The sequence below is a fragment of the Micropruina glycogenica genome, from assembly GCF_900289045.1.
Lineage (GTDB): Bacteria > Actinomycetota > Actinomycetes > Propionibacteriales > Propionibacteriaceae > Micropruina > Micropruina glycogenica.
This window is the reverse complement of the sequence record NZ_LT985188.1, coordinates 2,712,303-2,729,383: the sequence shown is the minus strand read 5'-3', so window position 1 is coordinate 2,729,383 and position 17,081 is coordinate 2,712,303. Positions and strand designations below refer to the sequence as shown.

14 protein-coding genes are annotated in these 17,081 nt (G+C 65.9%); 5 read left to right on the top strand and 9 right to left on the bottom strand.

Going from position 1 to position 17,081, the window contains the following annotated elements; all coding sequences use genetic code 11:
- The first annotated feature begins 111 nt into the window (after positions 1-111).
- Together MPLG2_RS12760 and MPLG2_RS12755 are read left to right on the top strand one after the other, a co-directional pair.
- The gene (locus MPLG2_RS12760) at positions 112-1,311 is read left to right on the top strand and encodes an acyltransferase family protein (protein ID WP_158681174.1); all 1,200 of its coding nucleotides are present in this window, start codon (positions 112-114) and stop codon (positions 1,309-1,311) included.
- Entirely contained in the window at positions 1,308-1,832 is a 525-nt protein-coding gene (locus tag MPLG2_RS12755; RefSeq protein ID WP_105186460.1) for a hypothetical protein, read from the top strand. The genes MPLG2_RS12760 and MPLG2_RS12755 overlap by 4 nt, the downstream gene beginning before the upstream one ends.
- A gap of 68 nt (positions 1,833-1,900) precedes the next feature.
- Here the strand turns inward: MPLG2_RS12755 and MPLG2_RS12750 are convergent, their stop codons facing one another.
- The 4 genes from MPLG2_RS12750 to MPLG2_RS12735 all read right to left on the bottom strand — a co-directional run bounded on the left by MPLG2_RS12750 (position 1,901) and on the right by MPLG2_RS12735 (position 5,469).
- Entirely contained in the window at positions 1,901-3,172 is a 1,272-nt protein-coding gene (locus MPLG2_RS12750) for an MFS transporter (protein ID WP_105186459.1), read from the bottom strand.
- A 213-nt stretch (positions 3,173-3,385) separates the two neighbouring features.
- Positions 3,386-4,306 carry a hypothetical protein gene (locus tag MPLG2_RS12745; protein ID WP_105186458.1) on the bottom strand — a complete coding sequence of 307 codons (921 nt, stop codon included), beginning with the start codon at positions 4,304-4,306 and terminating at the stop codon, positions 3,386-3,388.
- Between the two features lie 123 nt (positions 4,307-4,429).
- Complete coding sequence (locus MPLG2_RS12740; protein ID WP_105186457.1) at positions 4,430-4,897, bottom strand: GNAT family N-acetyltransferase; 468 nt, start codon at positions 4,895-4,897, stop codon at positions 4,430-4,432.
- The gene (locus MPLG2_RS12735; protein WP_197709935.1) at positions 4,894-5,469 is read right to left on the bottom strand and encodes a CGNR zinc finger domain-containing protein; all 576 of its coding nucleotides are present in this window, start codon (positions 5,467-5,469) and stop codon (positions 4,894-4,896) included. Before MPLG2_RS12735 ends, MPLG2_RS12740 begins: the two co-directional genes overlap by 4 nt.
- A gap of 53 nt (positions 5,470-5,522) precedes the next feature.
- Between MPLG2_RS12735 and MPLG2_RS12730 the strand changes: the two genes are divergently transcribed.
- Together MPLG2_RS12730 and MPLG2_RS12725 are read left to right on the top strand one after the other, a co-directional pair.
- Positions 5,523-6,554 carry a DMT family transporter gene (locus MPLG2_RS12730; RefSeq protein WP_105187657.1) on the top strand — a complete coding sequence of 344 codons (1,032 nt, stop codon included), beginning with the start codon at positions 5,523-5,525 and terminating at the stop codon, positions 6,552-6,554.
- A complete protein-coding gene (locus MPLG2_RS12725; protein WP_105186456.1) occupies positions 6,463-7,275 on the top strand; it encodes a GNAT family N-acetyltransferase in 813 nt (270 codons plus the stop codon). Before MPLG2_RS12730 ends, MPLG2_RS12725 begins: the two co-directional genes overlap by 92 nt.
- 112 nt (positions 7,276-7,387) lie before the next feature.
- On the opposite strand, the gene MPLG2_RS12720 is transcribed toward MPLG2_RS12725, so the two are convergent.
- The 5 genes from MPLG2_RS12720 to MPLG2_RS12695 form a co-directional block, all read right to left on the bottom strand.
- Positions 7,388-7,834, bottom strand: a complete 447-nt coding sequence (locus MPLG2_RS12720) for an iron chaperone (protein ID WP_231935652.1) — start codon at positions 7,832-7,834, stop codon at positions 7,388-7,390.
- Between the two features lie 189 nt (positions 7,835-8,023).
- Positions 8,024-8,392: a DUF4345 domain-containing protein gene (locus MPLG2_RS12715; RefSeq protein WP_105186455.1), complete on the bottom strand. Its 369-nt coding sequence runs from the start codon at positions 8,390-8,392 to the stop codon at positions 8,024-8,026.
- A gap of 3,211 nt (positions 8,393-11,603) precedes the next feature.
- Entirely contained in the window at positions 11,604-12,755 is a 1,152-nt protein-coding gene (locus tag MPLG2_RS12705; RefSeq protein WP_158681172.1) for a hypothetical protein, read from the bottom strand.
- A gap of 372 nt (positions 12,756-13,127) precedes the next feature.
- Positions 13,128-13,865 (bottom strand): hypothetical protein, encoded by a 738-nt coding sequence (locus tag MPLG2_RS12700; RefSeq protein ID WP_105186452.1) that lies wholly within the window; start codon positions 13,863-13,865, stop codon positions 13,128-13,130.
- Positions 13,866-13,906: 41 nt separating this feature from the next.
- The gene (locus MPLG2_RS12695) at positions 13,907-14,464 is read right to left on the bottom strand and encodes a hypothetical protein (protein ID WP_158681170.1); all 558 of its coding nucleotides are present in this window, start codon (positions 14,462-14,464) and stop codon (positions 13,907-13,909) included.
- A gap of 844 nt (positions 14,465-15,308) precedes the next feature.
- Here MPLG2_RS12695 and MPLG2_RS12690 point away from each other — a divergent pair.
- Entirely contained in the window at positions 15,309-16,925 is a 1,617-nt protein-coding gene (locus MPLG2_RS12690) for an AAA family ATPase (RefSeq protein ID WP_105186450.1), read from the top strand.
- The last annotated feature ends 156 nt before the right edge of the window (positions 16,926-17,081 follow it).

Here is a 17,081-nt window from a genome sequence, read left to right as displayed (position 1 = left end):
CCTCGTGCGACCAGTGGTTTCGACAGGCTCAACCAACGGGCTGGCCCATTGATCAGCGGTTCCCCAGTGGTCACCGCCGACGCCCACCCGAACCTCACCACGAAAGAACCCATGCCTACGCCCTCCGCTGCCACCGCCTCCGTGCCGGCTCACCGGCTGCCCAGCCTGGACGCCCTGCGCGGCTTCGCGCTGCTGCTGGGCGTTGTGCTCCATTCGCTGATGAGCCTGAGCACCATCCCGTGGGTGGTGACCGATGTCTCCAGAGCGCCGGTGGCCGACGCGCTGGTCGGTTGGATCCACCTGTTCCGGGTGCCACTGTTCTTCGCCTTGGCCGGCTACTTCGCTCGGGCGGCCCTGGCTCGCAAGGGCCCGCGCGGCTTCGCCGCCGACCGCGGCAAGCGAATCCTGCTGCCCCTGCTGGTGTTCTGGCCGGTGGCGGTGCTGCCGGTGATCGTGGTCGCCATCGCCTTCGCGATCACCCATCCCCAATTGCCGGCGGCACCGCCGAGCGACGACCCGCTGGCCATCGGCACGCCCGCCCACCTGTGGTTCCTGTGGTCGCTGAGCCAGTTCTACCTGGTGCTGCTGGCCGCTCACTGGCTGATTCCACGGATCGTCCCGCTGGCCCTCCGCGAGCGCTGTTCGGTCGGTTTGGGGCGAGCGTTCACCGGCCCGCTCGGGCCACTGTGGGCGGCCGTCCCGTTCGCGGTGGCGCTGTGGCTGCAACCGTCCGGCATCGTCGGCCCGGCCACGCTGCGGCCCGAACTGCCCGCCAGCATCGCGTTCGGCGGCGCGTTCTGGGTCGGCTGGTGCTGGGGCGGTGTCGCGCATGCCCTGAACCGGCTTCGACGGCACTGGCCGGCCCGCCTAGCAGCGGCCGCCGTGCTGACCATCGGCTGCCTCATCGTGAGCGCGCCTGCCGCACCGTCCTCGGGCGACTCGCCGGCCGTCCTGATCGCGACGCTGGTGGCCTACCCGTTGGCGGCCTGGTTGTGGGTGTACGGGCTGGTGGGCGTCGCGGTCACCTACGTGCATCGCGAGCGTCCTGTCGTTCGCTACCTCGCGGACGCCTCGTACTGGGTGTACCTCACCCATCTTGGCTGGGTCTGCACCCTGCAACTGGCCCTCGCCGACCTCGGCTGGCCGTGGGCGTTGAAGTTCGTGGTGATCCTCGGCGGGTCCCTGGCCGCCACGCTCCTGACCTACCAGGTGCTCGTCCGGGCCACCCCGATCGGACGCTGGCTCAACGGTCGGACCTACCCGACACGGCAGCGGCCCGAGCGGCCGGCTGCCACGGCGACGGCGCGATGAACCGGCCAGATCCGCTGCGGGCGGGCAGGGAGCCCGGCGGCCGGCCCGAGCTGGCGACGGCCCTGCGGGTCTTCCCGCTGGTGCTCCTGGCGGTGGGGGTGGGGCTGACGGTCGGGATTCAGGAGGCAGACCTGAGCCCGCGCGACGTCCTGCTGATCCTCGGACTCGGCGGCGCGCTCGCGACCTATCGTGTCGTCCTCGCCGCCCGACCCGTCTCGGTGCCGGTCCGGCAGGTCGGCTTCTGGATCACCCTGCCGTTGGTTGCCGCCCTGGTCTTCGTGGCGCCGATGTTCGCCCTCTACGCCCTGGCCAGCTTCGTCGAGGCAGTCCTGCTGTTCGCCGGCCTCGCCGAATGGTTGGCCGATGCCGCGACGAGCGCGATCTGCGTGCTCGCGGTGACGGGCAGTGCCGGCACCACCCCGTCATCGTGGGCGACGCGGGCTGCCCTGTTCGCGTTGTTCCTGGTCACCGCCCGCCTCGTTCGGCGGGTTCTGCGGTCGGTCGTACCGTCCGATTCGTGAGGTTCCGGGCAGCCCGCGGTGAACGGGCCCGTGCCACCGGACGAGCAATGTCGGGGCAGGTGCTGGGCTCACGCCGTCATCGTGGGTTGCGGGACCGGCGCGTCGTCGCTGTCGGCGCGAGGGCCCGCCAACCCGATGGACAGCATCGCCGCGACTGCGCACAGCGCGGCGCCCGCGAACCACGCGTGGGTGTAGCTGCCGAACGTTTCGCGCACGACCCCCGCGCCGAGTGCTGCCGCGGCCGCGCCGAGTTGGTGCGCGGCGAACACCCAACCGAACACGATGGTGCCCTGATCGCCGAACAGGCGGCGGCACAACGCCACCGTGGGCGGCACGGTGGCCACCCAGTCGAGCCCGTAGACGACGATGAACAGCACCATGCTGGGGTGCACTTCGTCGCTGAGCAGCCAGGGCAACAGCAGCAGCCCGACGCCGCGGAACGCGTAGAACGCCAGCAGCAGAATGCGCGGATCGACCCGGTCGGTGAGCCAGCCCGAGGCGATCGTGCCGACGATGTCGAACACCCCGACCAGCATCAGCAGCCCGGCCGCGGTGGTGGTGGCCAGGCCGTGGTCGTGGGCGGACGGCACGAAGTGAATGCCGATCAGGCCGTTGGTGGTGGCGCCGCAGATGGCGAACGCGCCGGCCAGGGCCCAGAACGCCCGGGTGTGCGCCGCCGTCCGTAGGGCCGCCAATGCGGCGGCCGCCGCGTTACCCCGCCGCGGGGCCGCGGGAATGACGGCCTCGCCGCCGTATGGCGGCAAACCCACGTCGCTCGGCCGGTCGCGAAGCAGGGCCACGGCCAGCGGCAGCACGGCCAGGGCTGCTGCGGCCACGATCAACGAGGCGACCTTCCAGTCGGTGACCTCGACCAGATGGGCCACTAGTGGCAGAAAGACCAGTTGCCCGGCAGCTCCGCCGGCGGTGAGAACGCCCATCACCAAGCCGCGCCGCTTGACGAACCAGGCGTTGGCAACGGTGGCGGCGAACACCATGGCCATCGACCCGGTGCCCGCACCGATCAGCAGCCCCCAGGTGAGGATCAAGTGCCAGGCGGTGGTCGCGAGCACCGACAGGCCGGCGCCCGCGGCGATCAGCAGTAGCCCCACGCAGACCACCCGTCGAATACCGAACCGGTCCATCAGCGCTGCCGCGAACGGCGCGATCAGACCGTACAGCACGAGGTTCACGCTCACCGCCGCCGACATGGTGCTGATCGACCAGCCGGCCTCGTGCAGGGGAACCATCAACACCCCCGGGGCGGCCCTGAAACCGGCAGCGGCCACCAGCGTGGCGAACGCCACCCCGGCCACCACCCAGGCGTAGTGCACCCGACCCATCAACGCTCCTCACCCATGCCAACCGAGGCAGACCCTAGCGCGCGAGCGGCGCCACCCCCACGGTCAGCGCATGACCCGAGGGGATGCGGCCGCTCGTGGGGGCCGCAGACAAGGCGAAGGCCGTCATCGAGGGTTGAGCTGCGGACGGCTTCGCCGCAGACTTCCCTGCGGCGCGAGCGGTGCTCGGACTCGACCGTTCGACCGGGGGGTCGATCAGCAGCCGGCCAACCGGAGGCGTTCTGACCCGTCGTCAGCCAACTTCGCCGCCACCGCGCCACGAGCGCCGTGCAGGTACTCGAAGGCGGCGTTGTAGGCGGCGACATGGAGTCCGGCTGCCCACGCGATCTCGACCTCGGTGTCGCTGAACGGTCTGCTTCGCCGGTACAACTCGAGCGCCCGCCGGGTCTCGGCCAAGGCGGTGATAGCTCCCCGTCCCGGCAGTTCGACGTGGTTGACGGCCATGATCCCGGCCAGGACGGCCTCGGGGCGGGCGGCGAGGGAATCCCAGTCGTGGACGATCGGCTCGGGCGCCCAGCGCACGTTGAGCCCGTTCAGGTCGGAGTGGCCAACCACCACCGGCAGGGCCTCGGCACGCAACCGTTCACCCGCGGCCGCGGCAAGTCGACGCAGCTCGGCGGGGACGACGGGCGACTCGGGGTCCCAGCGCTGTGACGCGGCCGGCGGCCACACGCGACCGGGGGTTGCGTGGTCGTAGAACGCCCACGGCGGGGGCGGATCGAACGCGGCCGGGTCACTATCGCGCAGCGCGGCAATGAGTAGGTGGAGGAGGTCGGCGTAGCGGGTGGCGGCATCCGGGGGTGCTTCGGGTGAGCCGTCGGGGACCCACCGCTCGGCGGTCATCCAGGTGCCGTCGTCCAGCCGAGTGGGGCCGGCGAGCAGCTCTGGGCACGCGACCCCGGCCGCCCAAGCCGCTCGATGTGCCTGCGAACACGCCACGACCCGATCGGTCGCCTGCCGGCGCTTGAGCGCGACTCGTCGTCCGTCCGGCAGTTCGACGCCGACGACCGACGACATCGATTCGGCCTCGAAGAACACCGACGCCGGGGTCGAGCCGAGGTTGGTGAGGCACCAGGACGTGCTTGCGGCGTCGCCGCGCCAGAGGTGTTGGGGCACGGCGGTCAGCTTAGGTGGGCCACCCGGGATTGGGGGTTCGACAAGGCACGACGCACAGTGGCCGCGACCCCCACACGGTCGGAAGGTCCGGCCTCGCCCGCGGCGACCATCGAGTGATCCGCGTCAGCCGCCGGGCGAGGCCCAGCCCAGTCGAAGCCGAGGTGCGGTTCCGAAGGCGGTCGGTGCTCGTCCGATCACCACGAACCCGGCCGCGGCGTAGAACCCGGCGGCGTGCTCGTTGCCGGTCACCTCGATCCACTGCCGGCCGTCGGCAGCCGCCTCCTCGACCAGTCGGCCGATCAACGCCCTGGCAACGCCGCGCCGCATGAACGCCGGATCGACGAAGAGGTCGTCCAGTTCGAGTCCGTCCTCAACCGGGGTCGCGGTCGCGAAGCCCAGCAGCTCGCCGGCATCGTCGACGGCGACCAGCGTCCGGTCCAACCCGGCCGCCGCGGGCTGCCACACCAGTGCGTCCGGGTGCGCCATCAGGGCAGCGACGTCGCCCTGGTTGCTGAGCGAGGCGCGCTGGAACACCGCGCGAACGTGCTCGACGTCCTGCTCCCGTGCCGGTCGCACCCGTACCGACGTCATCGCGCGACCGTCTGGCCGTCGGGTTGCCGGCCGCGGGCCCGGAACGCCGCGGCTTTGGCGCGATTGCCGCAGGCCGCCATGTCGCACCAGCGTCGGGCTCCGTTGCGGGTGGCGTCGCGGAACACCCACGCGCACCCCGGTCCGGGGCAGGCCTTCAGTCGTTTGGCGTCGGCGCCGGCCGGCAACCGGATCAGTGCGGCTGCGGCGCGCGCGGCCAGAGTTCGGGCCGCCGAGCGTTCGCCCGCCGGGCTGAGCGTGGGGGCCGGATCCACGGTGAAGGCGAGCGGGAGGCCGGCCAAGACGCCGGCGTCGAGGGCGACGTCCACGCCGTTGGTGCGCAGTCCCACCCCGCGCACGAGGGCGCGGGCAGCACGCAGCAGCGCCACGTCGGCGTCCGTCCCGAAGTCGGCGGCTGGTTCTCCGCCGAGCGTGCTCCACCAGTCCTGGGCGGTCTGTGCGCTTTGCAGTTCGTCGGGCGCCGTAGAGTCCTCGGCCGTCCCGTGCCCGGTATTGGCCAACGCGATCAGCAGCCCGGTGTCGTCGAGGTTCAGAAGTGCTGGACTCTGTGCCATGATAACCATCATAAACCGTTTGATGGTTAGTCGCCACAGGTATGGAGCAGAGCATGGGCAGGTCGGACGGCGCCGGGTCGGCGGCGATCCTGGCTGCCGCCGTCGGCTACGGGTTGAGCACCACGCTGTCGGTGGCGGTGCTGCGCCAGATCGCCCCCGCCGACCTGCTCGCCGTTGAGCTCGGCGGCGGGGCAACTCTGCTGGTCGTGACCGCTGCGGCGCTCGGTCGGCTGACCAGGGCCGGTTCGGCGCGCAACCTGCTGCTGGGCATACTCGCGCCGGGGTTGGCGTTCGTGCTCGGCGACCTGGGCCTCAGCTGGACGAGCGCGACCTCGGGCAGCCTGCTCCTGGCCACCGAGGTTCCGCTTTCTGTCGTGCTGGCGGTGGTGTTCCTGCGGGAAGCCGTCGATCGGACGGGGCGCTGGGCCCTGGTCTGCGGGTTCGCCGGAACCGCCCTGGTCGCGCTCGGGGCCGGCCGCCACGATGACGGGGTGGCCACGGTAGGCGGGAACGTGTTCGTGGTGCTCTCGGTAGCGGCGTCGGCGGTCTTCCTCGTCGTCACTCGCCGGCTCAACAACGACGACGGCCTCAATGCCTCGACCTGGCAAACCGTGGGCGGGGCCTTGGGTGCCGCACCGTTTGTCGTGCTGAACTGGTGGCACGAGGGCAGCCGGCTCGGCGGGGCAAGCCCCGGTTCGTGGTGGCTGGCGGGCGGCATCCTGGTGCTGACGGCGCTGGCCTCCTTCAGTTTCAACTGGGGCATCAGCCGGGTCGAGGGGGTCCGGGCTGCTCAGTTGGGCAACCTCACCCCACTGGCCGGGCTGGTCTCAGCCGTGGTGGTGCTGGGCGAACGGCCGGGGGCGCTGCAGCTCGTGGGCGGCGCCCTGGCGCTGGGCGCGGTCGTCCTCCTGGTCCACGCGGACGGACGGCCCGCGCCGTCGGCCGTCGAAAGCACCCACGCGCCGTTGGCGTCGCACCTGAACGGAGAGAACCATGATCGTCGACCAAGGCCTCGCGGCCCGGATCGAGTGGGCCGAGGCGGAGTTCATCACCGCCTGTGTCACGGCGCTCGGGCGCGGCGGTGAATCGACCTTCACCGAGCCGCTGGCCGGTGGAATGGCCTGCTACGCGCCCCTGGACTCGCCCTTCACGAAGGTCGTCGGGGTGGGGTTCGCCGGCCTGCCACCGGCCGGGGATCTCGATGCCGTGGAGGCGCGCTACGCGGCCCACGGTGGCTCGGCGAGTTTCGAGATCTCGACCCTGGCCGATCCCGCTGTCTTCGAGCTGCTGACCGAACGCGGCTATCGCCTGCTCGGCTTTGAGGACGTCCTGATCTGCGATCTCGGCGCGGCCGCAGCCAGCCGCCCGGGAGACATCGCGGTCGAAGTCGCAGGCGATGTGGAACTGTGGCTGAGCATCGCCGTCGAGTCGGCGCTGACCCCTGACGAGATCGGCGTCGCGCAGTTGGACCAGTTCTCGCCCGACGTTCTGCTCAGCGCCGAACGGGCCGGTCTCGACGCGGGCGCGGTGCCCTACCTGGCCCGCGTCGGCGGCCGCGCGGCGGGGGCAGGCTCGGTGCACCTGGCCGGGGAGTTCGCCCAGCTGACCGGCGCGGGGACACTACCGGCATTCCGGCGGCGCGGCGTCCAGCGAGAACTGATCCGTCGGCGGTTGCACGATGCCGAGCGGGCCGGTGCCCGCTACGCCCTCGTCACCACGCAGCCAGGGTCGAGTTCGCAGGCGAATGTGCGGCGGTCCGGCTTCGAGTTGGCGTACTCGCGGGCGGTCCTGGCGAGGCCGGTCTGACACGCGAGTCGTGGCGCGGGGCTTTGGGGAACCGCTGATTTCGGTGGTCGAGCTTGCGAGACCTCGTGCGACGAGGGGTTCGACAGGCTCAACCAACGGGCTGACCCATTGATCAGCCCTTCCTTAGGCCTTGCCCAACGCCCGATGCAACAGCCCGGTCACCTGCTCCTCGACGGCCGGCGTCCAGTCCTGGATGGCGAACGAGGTCGCCCAGATGTCGCCGTCGTCCAAGGCGGCATCCTCCTGAAAGCCGAGGGGTGGCGTAGCGGTACTTGAACTTGTCGGCGGCCTGGAAGAAGCAGATCGTCTTGCCGTCAAGGGTGTAGGCCGGCATGCCGTACCAGGTCTTGCCCGCGAGTTCAGGAGCCACCCGCTCGATCAAAGCATGCAGCTTCTCGGCGATCTCTCGATCCTGGTCGGGCATCTCCGCCACCTTGTCGAGCAGCTGCTGAAGCGCCTCGGCTCCCTTCAGGGCAGCCTTCTGCTCCTTGGCCGCCTCGCGCATCGCCGCGCGCTCCTCCGCCGAGAACGGTGCCGTGCTCGCCTTCTTGGTTGCCATGGACGCCTCCCCTCCAGTCGGGTCGGACGTTCGTCCGCACCGCTCACGAGCATGCCGCATCAACCCCTCGGGAGGCGAGGCGACGAACGCGGCGCGTGGCGGTGGGCTGACGGTTGGCGGCGGCAACGCGGTCGAGGGCCTCGTGACCCTCCAATCGCCAACCCGCCGGTGGTCAGGACGCCGGCCGGCTCAGGGCTGGCGTCGCGCCACCACCTCGACCACGAGGGGCGCGGTCAACTCCGTGGCAAGCAGCACGTCATGAAACCGGTGGGGCCGCCCGAGGGTCGCTCGGGTGATCAGCCGCCCAACCCCGCCGGCAGCCATCAGCCCCGCGAGCAGCCGCATGCGGGTCACGTCGGGCTGCGGAGCCGATCCCACGCTGACCCAGGCGAGGCCGTACGCAATGAACACGCTCCCCATGAATCGGACGTGAGAGTCGACGGTGGGGTCGCCACCGTCCATGCCCGGTTCGACGCGCGTCCCGCCGATGAGTTGGAGGCCGCCGATGGCCATGCACACGTAGCCGACGGTGCGGCCAAGCGTCGCGAGCGGGTTCATTGTGTGACTCTAGCGTCGCGCACCCCTAGTCAGCACCAGTTGGCGGCGGGAACGCAGCTTTACGGCGCCGCTCGGTCGATGGACGACCGGTGGGCCTCTCGCCTCGGCCTAGCGAGGCGCGTGGCTGACAACCGCCCCTGTCAACCGCTTGAGCGCTGACGCGATACCTCTGCGCGCAACTCGCGACCGCCGAGTCTGGGAGCTTTCCCCAGGCTGGCCCGGAGGGTCACGCCTGGACGCGCCACAAGCGGAGAATGACTCACCGGGTCGCCGTTCTCAGAGTTTCATTCGGCTCGTGTCGGGCCGCTGCTGTCCACGCACCGTGACGAGCGTGTTGGTGTCGAGATGCAGGAAAGATGACGCAGCTTCGCGCTCGCTAGTTTGCAGCAGAGGGGTCGGTCGTCTGGTGGTGGGCAATCTTCGCGTCTGAGAGATCCTCAGGCGAGTTTGCCCACTGTGTCCGGAACTCAGTGGTAGCCGAGTTCGGAGGCCCGGACTGCGAGTTTGATGCGGTTGCGGACTTGGAACTTGGTCATGAGTCCGTTGAGGTGGTATTTGACGGTGGGCTTTCGTGTGATGATGGGCCTGGGCCTGCTCTGGCTCGCCTGTACAGCTCTATGGTGGGCATTGAAGTGGCAGTCACCCGCCCAGTACTCGGGTCCGTGGCCGGATGAAACGTGGGGCTCTGAGGCGAGCTGGGCAATGGGTGTTGCAGCAGGCCTAGTCATGTTGATGGGTGCCTTTACCCTGCCCTTCCTCCTGCTATTTGGGCTATTTCGGCTAAGAGCATGGGGCGGGTTGCGCTGGGGCTGGGTGCTAGTTCTATGGGTGGCGGCCTGCGCGCAAGCGGCCTATCTAGTCGCCCTCCTGAGCGGCGCCAGATCACGAGGCGCGGCCGGGGAAATTCATGCTAGGGTTGGGATTTCGCAATAGTTGCCTTTAATCGGTGTCAATCAGAGGCTTTAGGGGCTCTTCACGAAAGAGAGTGGATGAGTGGTCTGAATCCGCCGGTTTCGAGTAGCGCTCTGGCGATGTAGTTGGTTAGGTTTTGGAAGCCGAGGGCTGATCCGTGGAGTTGTTCGAGGCGGCCGTTGCATCGTCGCAGACATCGACACTCACTCTCGAGTCACCAAACCCCCACAGTGTGGTCTGATTCAAACCCCCTAATGCGACACGATCGCTTGAGATTGCTGGCGGCTTCGGTGTCGGCGTGTCGGGTAGTGTCTGCGCAGGCACGACTGGTATGCAACCGTTGGTTTCTACGAGTCGTACCGATGTAGTCAATGGGGCATTGCCGTCATTCGGAGTGAGTGTTGGTGCCATGGTGAGCAATGCGAAATCGCCCCGTGACCTGGCAAGTTGGAGCTTCGGTCTCGGGGGTTCGGGGGCAGCGTCGCGGGGGGAGGCCTGGACTGGGCTACCTCCGAACCCCATACAGATCCGCGGGCAATTCAGACCTGGATGGCCAGTGCAAATATCGGCAAGGACATCGTCACGCCAGTGGAGATCCACGGTAGTAGCATCTGGACAGATATCCTGTAGTCATGGTCTTGGAAGGAGCCGTGATGCACGCTCAGAGCTTGCGTGACCGGTCAGGCATGGCACGACTCCAGGTTGTACTATTACGTTCGCTACCATCACGACTCGTTTGTGCCAGATATGTCATTTGGGCGTGTCTTGCGGCAGTTCTCGGTGGCATCACGATGCCGCTAGCGATGCTAGGTGTGAATGACGTTGGTACCAGTTACGCCCTATTCGTGACGTCACGCGCGGTTGGCTCTGGATTCACTGTCTTGGGGTCTTTGTGGTGGGCTGTACTCTTTGTGGAACGGCTGGTCTTGTGGCGGCCGAAAGCGACCTACTTGGCCCTGTTTGGTGAGCCGCAGCGTTGGCAGGTATTGCTCGCAGTACTTGTGGGTGGAGTTGCCGCTTCGGCTCTGATCGTTAACTCGACCGCTGTTTCCGTGATCGGTTCACCGGTTCCAACGCAGCAGTGCTTGACTGCACTATGGAATCGGGCCACCGTCGAATGCGTGAGTCCTTCTGTGTATGTGGAGACATTGCAAGCGCTCACTCTTCGTAGTTGCGCGCAAATGACAATGTTTGCGTCCGCCGTGTGGCTGTCTACTTCAACCTTTTTGTCATGCCGGTCATCTGGGTACTCCAGTGATGATGGCCATCGGCTTCCATCCGGCGTATTTGGTCCCTGCTAGCCAGGGTGATCTCCAACAGCCATCGGGTGTGATCGACCTAGTGCCCCGTGTGCGAGGTTCGCCCCTCGAGAAGAGGTTAGCCCCCACCCTCCGCCAGCGCGCTGGCCGCCGAGCCTAGTAGGGCGCCCCGTCCCGGCACCCCCGTGTAACGAGTGGGGAGGGTCACGGTGAGCTCGCCACCGATGATTACGAGGAGCTGAAACGGCTCCGGGCCGAGGTCGCAGAGTTGCGGATGGAGCGTGATGTCCTCAAGCGTTCCGTGGTCTTGTGGGTGAAGGAGGCGACGAAGTGAGCGTGCCACGCTCACACGGCTTCATTGAATCGTCGCACGTCGACCAGACACATTCCGCGCCTCGAAGGACTTGCAGGCCCCTCGAAGGGCGCGTTGCTCGCCAGCAGACGCGGGAGGCTCCTGATTGCAGGCGACGACGAATAGCGCGACGGGCGTATCTGCGGTGTTCACATCCGTGTGATTGGTCCTCGGACAGACGGGCCAGAACGGTGTCAGGCCGCAACGCAAGGTCGGACACACACCAACGGCCCACTGAGCCCAGGTGTGTCTTAGTCTCGCGCCAGCGGTCCCGGCTGCGTATCGAGTGGATCCCTCAGAAGCAGGGAAAGGCTGGTCGCTATGGCCCTCGGCGATTGCATGGGATTCGGGTTCCGGTTCTCAGCTTTCTCTTACGAATCGTATTCGTCCATTTGCGAACTCTTCCCTGCATCTCGACAGTTGGTTTGTCGAGATGCAAGATAGGTGGCGCAGCCGCGCGCTCGCCAGTTTTCGCCGAACTGTGTGTCGACGGGGTGCTGGGAACTCTTTGTCGCTGAGAGATTCTCATTCGAGTGTGCCCCGGGGCGCCATGTCGTGGGTCCGGGCTGCCTCAGTGGTAGCCGAGTTGGGCGGCTGTCGCGGCGAGCCTTTATCGGTTGCGGACCTCCTACGGCCGTTCGTAACGAGGCCGGTTTGCGGCGTTTCACCCAGCGGCTCGCCCTGGTTGCTACCAAGGGGCGCCGGACGGCCACTGCTGTGGAAGGCCTAACACTGACGCTATATCTCCCTGAAAGGCGACCTGTTGAGGCATGCGGTCAACGAGTCGGTAGGCATCGCTAGGAATCCCAAGCTGATCGGGTAGGTCGCGTTGGGGCCAGGGGTGATGCCAGGCGACGACGGGGCCGGTAACCCGCCAGGGTGACAGATTGTGGACTACCAGTACTACTGAGACCTGCTGGTGCAGCGGGAGATCCGCACTGCCGAAGTACCCGTTGAACTCGCGGGTCACGACTGGTGGCGTGGTCCCCATGTCGGTATGGAGGCTGCCGTAGAACCCGTTGGTTAGGTGGCTGGGGTCGTCAAGAAATGATGTGCCGATAGCGACGACGAGGGGGTGGTTAGGTTTGCCGTATTTACTCTCCTTGGACGCGAGCGCGCGCTGCACCGGGCCGAAGTGGTCCACTTTCTGGATTCCTCCAGATGTTTGAGCCCCAATGGCTCTCCGGTTGGGTAGCTGGAGCGCCTTCTGGGTCCAAGGCATCACTCCGAGAGATATTCGCCAGCCCTGGTTGTTCGGGCGGGACGGGAAGGACCTTGTCGTCAGCGGGTCGGGGTCAGGGGGCAGGCGGTCGAGCCACTGATGGATCTCGGTGATCAGCGACTTGCTGGACAGCGTGGTCTGGCCGACCTCCAAGTGCTTCAATACGAGCGCAAATCGGGGATGGGGTTTGCGGTTAATGGCGTCGATCAGTTGGGATCTGCGGTTTAGTTCTGCTCTGGCCAGGTCAGAGTAAGCCGGCACGACGGCCTCGACGTAGAGTGGATCGCCAGATGTGGGGGTGGCAAGGAAGTCGGGCTGCCGATTGGTGCCCGGCACATTGGGATGAATCTGGATCGCGCACCCAGAGCGTAGGAGCACCTCATGTAGGTAAAGCTCCAGTAAGGCGGATGCTTGCTGGGAGGCAGCTCGGCCCTGCAGGCGAGCGCAGACATCGCGACGTTCCGATGCTGGCAGGTGGTCAACCCAGAGCTGCAGCAGGTCACGGACCTGCTGCCAGTAGTTGCCGGCCACTCGGTCTAGAAACTCAAAGTCTGTCTCGCCGTAGAGGGCCGGCCGCGAATCTGTGCGTTTACCCGGGTTGAAGAGTGGTGCGATCACTCAGTCTCCTTATCACCCTCCGGACATGATTTCCTGTACCCGTGCCCAAAACCAAGCTGCAATCGTCGAGGTCATCGAAGAGGCGCTGTCGCAGGCCTTGTTGGCGGCCTTGGATCATCGTGTCAGGTTGTGTACCACAGCTCCTAGATGTCTCGACGTAGTACTCGTTCGTCGCACGACCTCGAAGAGTGTCAATAGTCATTGGGTTCTGCCCTGAGACGGTCATGAAACCTGCCCAGAGAGCGAGGGGACAGGCCACCACAGCAGGGATGGACGCCACTTCGAAGCCGCGCCGCGCGTGCGCTCGGAGGTCAGTTTCCTCGTGCGGCCCTTTCGCAGCACGCCAGTTGACACTGTGGTCGCCCACACTTCCTAAGCGTCTCGAAGGGACTGGTGCTCGCCTGTGGTTGTGGGTTGGCTCGACAGTCCCTCATGCGGCGACTCGCCGCCGCCTGTGTCTTGAACGACCAGAGCCCGGGGCGATGCCGGTCCCGCTGGGCGCCGGGTTCTCCCAAACTCCCGCATCCTGCTAGCTCCCCAGTTTTCGAACAGGGGGTCCTCGCTGTGTGATTGAGCCAGGTCGTTCGACCATGTGGCGAAGACATGTAGAGCACGCCGCGAAGCTTTGCCGTCATCAGCCAGCGCGAGATCCCACCAAGCTGCGTGACTGCCGAGCAAACTGGCGGCAAGTGAGTCGTCCAGGCTACCGATCGCGCTGGCCGCCTGCACACGTTCAAAGAACCGTAGGATCTGTATCCGAGCGCCGTACTCGTCCTCATTGAGTTGTGAGCTAATCAACTCGCTGAACGGAACCTGCCCTGCTCGCAATTTGAGTACCAGAGCCCTTCGCGAGGCCTGAAACGAAGGCTCGAAGAACTCCTCGTGAAGCGCCAGGACGCGGTCGACGCGGCGGTCCCGAGAGTCCGCATGATAGGTCCGAAGGGCGGCCAAGAGGGTGACCCCAACTATAACCGTCTGAAGTGCCGCAGCGAACGCGGAGTAGGCGTCGGGCGTGAGGAGCGGGGCAGCAACAATAAGGGGTATGGTGATCACGACTGCGGCGATGATCGCCTGTAGTCCGAGCCTCTTCAGCCACAACGCACGGCGCATGCTTCAAGGCTATAAGGGAATCGAGGCTCCTGCGCGCGTTGTCAGGGGTTGTCGGCGATCCATAAATGATCCCAGTAGACATCGTCGGGGCGCGGGCTATCGGGCCGCGCTGCCAGAATGCGCTGATCGTCAACCATGTACGCCCGGGGTTCGACCCGCCGGCGCCCGTACCGATCGGTGACGATCGCTCGCCGCCGATCGATGATGCCGTGAGCGATTAGCTGGTCAGTCCCTCGGCTGAACGTATCGTCACTTAGCCCAGTACGTGATCGTTCTAGGGGGTCCATCGCGACGGCGCGTCCTTCTCGGGCGTGTAGGAGCCTCAAGACGAGGTACACGGCCAGTGCCGGCGGTTTCAAGGACAGTATCCAACCGTTTGTCCATATCTGGGTCGGAATGCTGATGAAGGGGGGCGTCTCCGCGTTAGGCATGTGGGTTACCTGAACCTGATACTCTCCCCGATCCAGGGTCAGCTTGATCAGGCCCAGCTCCTGCAACTGCGCCAGTGCCCGCCTGACTCTTCGAGTCCCGGGACCAATCGCGTAGTCGGGTGGCTGCAGCAGTTCATACCCCAACGTCTCGGCGAGCTCAGCCACCATTCGAGGTCGATATAGGTCGTGCGGGGACGACTTGGTCATCAGAACCAAGGTTAGGTACACCTTGAAGGCAACCTCCTTGGAGACGAGCGCAACAAGCGGGGAGCGTCCCGCCGGTAGGCGAGCAGGTTCACCCTCCGCGTTGACCATCCCATCACCCCCATAGGCAAACGCCTGGCCAACTTGAACCGCGGAGCGTCGGCCGAACTTGCTGGGCAGCTTTGCCAGCAGTCCCTCCGCCCTATGCTTGTCTATCAACTCGACCTCATCGTCCCGGACGAAACTCGCCTACCAATCCAGCGGAGATCGCAGCACTGTCGGGGTCACGTGTTGAGGCATTAGTGTCCTCAGGTGTTTGCCCTAGTGAAGCACCTCAAACAGATCCGCTGACATGGGTTGGCGCATCCGCTGATGCAGCCAGACTACTCGGTTGAAACGGCCTTGAGAAGACGCTGATCCGGTGAGCGGGATCCGCTGAGAGTGGCGATGAGTGCAATCGCGACAGGGGCGTTGGAGAGTCAGAATGGGTACGGGCCGGCGCCCTGCCAGACGCCGACCCGTCAGATCCCCCCAACCAAAGGAAGGAGGCTGATGCAAATGCTCGCGATCATCATCGTACTGATCGTGCCTCCGTAGTGCTGCAGTCTGCCAACTTGGACTGCAGCAAGCTGATGGCACGGGGGTGGGTCGGACTTGGGTCCACCCACCCCTCGCGCTGCAGAGGCGATCCAGAAGTAGTCAGCGGGGTTCTGCCTCAGTGCTAGCCCATCTGAGGAATTTGTCGCGACATCGACCCAACGGTGGCGATCAGCAGGTTTCGTCAGACGCACGTCCTACCCTCAAGGTCATGACGATCGTTCGGTTGCCTAATGGTGTCGAGATCCTCGGCGATGACCCTGTAGTGCTTATCGGGCCCAACGGCAGCGGCAAGACGAGGCAGTCGCGAAGCATCGGCGCCGACGGAGCCATCGACTTTGTCAACGCCCTCCGCAACACACGCGTGGCTCCTGAGCTACCAGTCATGGGTGTCGACGCAGCGCGCAACAACTTCACCAGCCAGAAGGAGCAGGCGCGGGGGCAGTTTTGGGAACTGTCCTCCGAGTTTGATTACATGCTTTCTCAACTGCTTGCCCAGTACGCCGGGGCTGCCATCCGCTTCAGTCAGAGGGTCAGGACTGATCCGTCAGCAGCCGCAGACGGCCCCGAAGCGACACCCCTCCTTCGCATCGAAGAGCTTTGGGCCAATGTATTCCCTGGGCGGCAGCTTGATTGGAGCGACTGGAAGCCCATCGTCACCAGCACAACCACTGGCAGTTTGGTCTCCTACAGCGGCAACCAGATGAGTGACGGGGAGAAGGCTGCCCTGTTCTTGGCCGGACGGGTGTTCACCTTCGACGGGGGTGTCCTCGTGGTCGACGAACCTGAGACACACTTTCACACTCTTCTGGCCGTTCGCTTCTGGAACGCCTTGGAGGCCGCGCGGCCGGACGTCCGCTTCGTCTACGTAACGCATGACCTCTCGTTCGCGCTCTCAAGGCGCAACCCGACCTTTGTGTTGGCCAGCCCTACGCAAGGACTGCGAAAACTCGAACTGGACGACGATCTGCCGGATGACCTGGCCGAAGCACTCCTTGGCTCGGCCTCACTGTCCTTTTACGCCTCGCGAGTGGTGTTTACTGAGGGAACAGAGTCGAGCTACGACGCGCAACTCTATGGCGCTTGGTTCAACGGCCCAGACACCGTCGTCAAGCCGGTACAGAGCGCTCAAGATGTAATGCGCTGCGTGGCCGCCCTCCAGCGGAGTGGTATCGCGCGAGCGTTGAGTGCCACCGGAATCATCGATCGCGATCACCACCCGGACGAGTTCCTGGGTTCGTTGCCCCCAGGCACCGTGGCCCTCCCCGTGCATGAGGTGGAAAGCCTGTTCGCGTTGCCGGACATCGTGATCGCCGTCGCCAGACACCTCAACGCTCCGTTTGACCACGACGAGTATCTCGCGAGGCTGCGAGCATCGGTAAGCGTCGAGCAGCGCGAGGCGTTAGCCATCCAGAGATGGAAGGCGAGGATCGAACCACAGTTGGCGGCTCTGACAGCGGGGGTAAAGAACAAGTCCGTGGCTCAACTGCTGCCCAACATGGCAAACCACTTCGCCGTGTCGAACTGGCCATTCGACCCGTCGGTGGCTCTTCGTGAAGCCAAACAGAAAGTTGACGATGCACTCAGTGACAACTCAGGAGCGGCCGAGATGCTGGCGGTGATCCCGGGGAAGCAACTCTTGCCTTTGGCTGCAGCAACGCTCGGTCAATCCGTGGGCGCCTACGTGAACCTCATCGTCTCGACCCTCAAAGCCCCCCACGAGGGGAATCAGCAGCTTTCGTCCGCACTAACCATGGCGCTTGCATCCAAGTTGCCTGCCCGGTCTGTACCACCAGTGGGAGTTCCTGCTCCGTTGACGGAATCTTGAACCAGATCACTACCGTTGGAGCCGTTGCCTCTCAAGTAGTAACCCGCTCGGCTATCTACGACAAGGCGGTCCGCTGCAGCCGACACCTCATCCGAGTTCTTAGCGTGTGCGGCCTGAGCAACCGTCTGTCACCCAATGATGTCAGCGCAGCGTCCG

Excerpts from the sequence above, each read along its gene's own strand:
- MPLG2_RS12760 (WP_158681174.1), top strand. The coding sequence starts at position 112 with ATGCCTACGCCCTCCGCTGCCACCGCCTCCGTGCCGGCTCACCGGCTG.
- MPLG2_RS12755 (WP_105186460.1), top strand. The coding sequence starts at position 1,308 with ATGAACCGGCCAGATCCGCTGCGGGCGGGCAGGGAGCCCGGCGGCCGG.
- MPLG2_RS12750 (WP_105186459.1), bottom strand. The coding sequence starts at position 3,172 with ATGGGTCGGGTGCACTACGCCTGGGTGGTGGCCGGGGTGGCGTTCGCC.
- MPLG2_RS12740 (WP_105186457.1), bottom strand. The coding sequence starts at position 4,897 with ATGACGTCGGTACGGGTGCGACCGGCACGGGAGCAGGACGTCGAGCAC.
- MPLG2_RS12735 (WP_197709935.1), bottom strand. The coding sequence starts at position 5,469 with ATGGCACAGAGTCCAGCACTTCTGAACCTCGACGACACCGGGCTGCTG.
- MPLG2_RS12730 (WP_105187657.1), top strand. The coding sequence starts at position 5,523 with ATGGGCAGGTCGGACGGCGCCGGGTCGGCGGCGATCCTGGCTGCCGCC.
- MPLG2_RS12725 (WP_105186456.1), top strand. The coding sequence starts at position 6,463 with ATGATCGTCGACCAAGGCCTCGCGGCCCGGATCGAGTGGGCCGAGGCG.
- MPLG2_RS12720 (WP_231935652.1), bottom strand. The coding sequence starts at position 7,834 with ATGGCAACCAAGAAGGCGAGCACGGCACCGTTCTCGGCGGAGGAGCGC.
- MPLG2_RS12715 (WP_105186455.1), bottom strand. The coding sequence starts at position 8,392 with ATGAACCCGCTCGCGACGCTTGGCCGCACCGTCGGCTACGTGTGCATG.
- MPLG2_RS12700 (WP_105186452.1), bottom strand. The coding sequence starts at position 13,865 with ATGCGCCGTGCGTTGTGGCTGAAGAGGCTCGGACTACAGGCGATCATC.
- MPLG2_RS12695 (WP_158681170.1), bottom strand. The coding sequence starts at position 14,464 with ATGGTGGCTGAGCTCGCCGAGACGTTGGGGTATGAACTGCTGCAGCCA.
- MPLG2_RS12690 (WP_105186450.1), top strand. The coding sequence starts at position 15,309 with ATGACGATCGTTCGGTTGCCTAATGGTGTCGAGATCCTCGGCGATGAC.